This window comes from Mycobacterium sp. 1245111.1 (assembly GCF_001673405.1).
Classification (GTDB): domain Bacteria; phylum Actinomycetota; class Actinomycetes; order Mycobacteriales; family Mycobacteriaceae; genus Mycobacterium.
The window spans coordinates 1-547 of the sequence record NZ_LZLV01000133.1 but is presented as its reverse complement, the minus strand read 5'-3'; the positions used below and the strand labels follow the sequence as shown (position 1 = coordinate 547).

Sequence of the window (547 nt, the reverse complement as noted above, 5' to 3'; positions counted from 1 at the left end):
ACTGGAAGGACGGCTCCAAGTACGACCTGATGATCGCCGGAATCGGTTCGCTCTGCCTGATTTTCATCATCATGCTGATCATTACCCGCAGTCTGATCGCGGCGGCGGTGATCGTCGGGACGGTCGCGCTGTCGTTGGGGGCATCGTTCGGCATGTCGGTGCTCGTCTGGCAATACTTCCTCGGCATGAACCTGCACTGGATGGTCTTGGCAATGGCGATCATCCTGCTGCTGGCGGTCGGCTCGGACTACAACCTGCTCTTGATATCCCGGTTCAAAGAAGAGATCCACGCCGGGCTCAAGACGGGCACGATCCGCGCGATGGCCGGTTCCGGGTCGGTGGTGACCTCGGCCGGGCTGGTGTTCGCCGCCACCATGGCCACGTTCGCCTTCAGCCCGTTGAAGGTGATGGGTCAGGTCGGTACGACGATCGCGCTGGGTCTGCTGTTCGACACCCTGATCGTCCGGTCTTTCATGACGCCGTCGCTGGCCACACTGCTCGGACGTTGGTTCTGGTGGCCGCAACATGTCCGCCCACGACCGGCCAG

Annotated in this window: 1 protein-coding gene; it reads left to right on the top strand. The window is 62.2% G+C overall.

The window, feature by feature from the left end:
• Positions 1–547, top strand: a 547-nt coding sequence (locus A5658_RS20900; protein ID WP_156751586.1) for an MMPL family transporter, incomplete at both ends; no start/stop codon positions are given.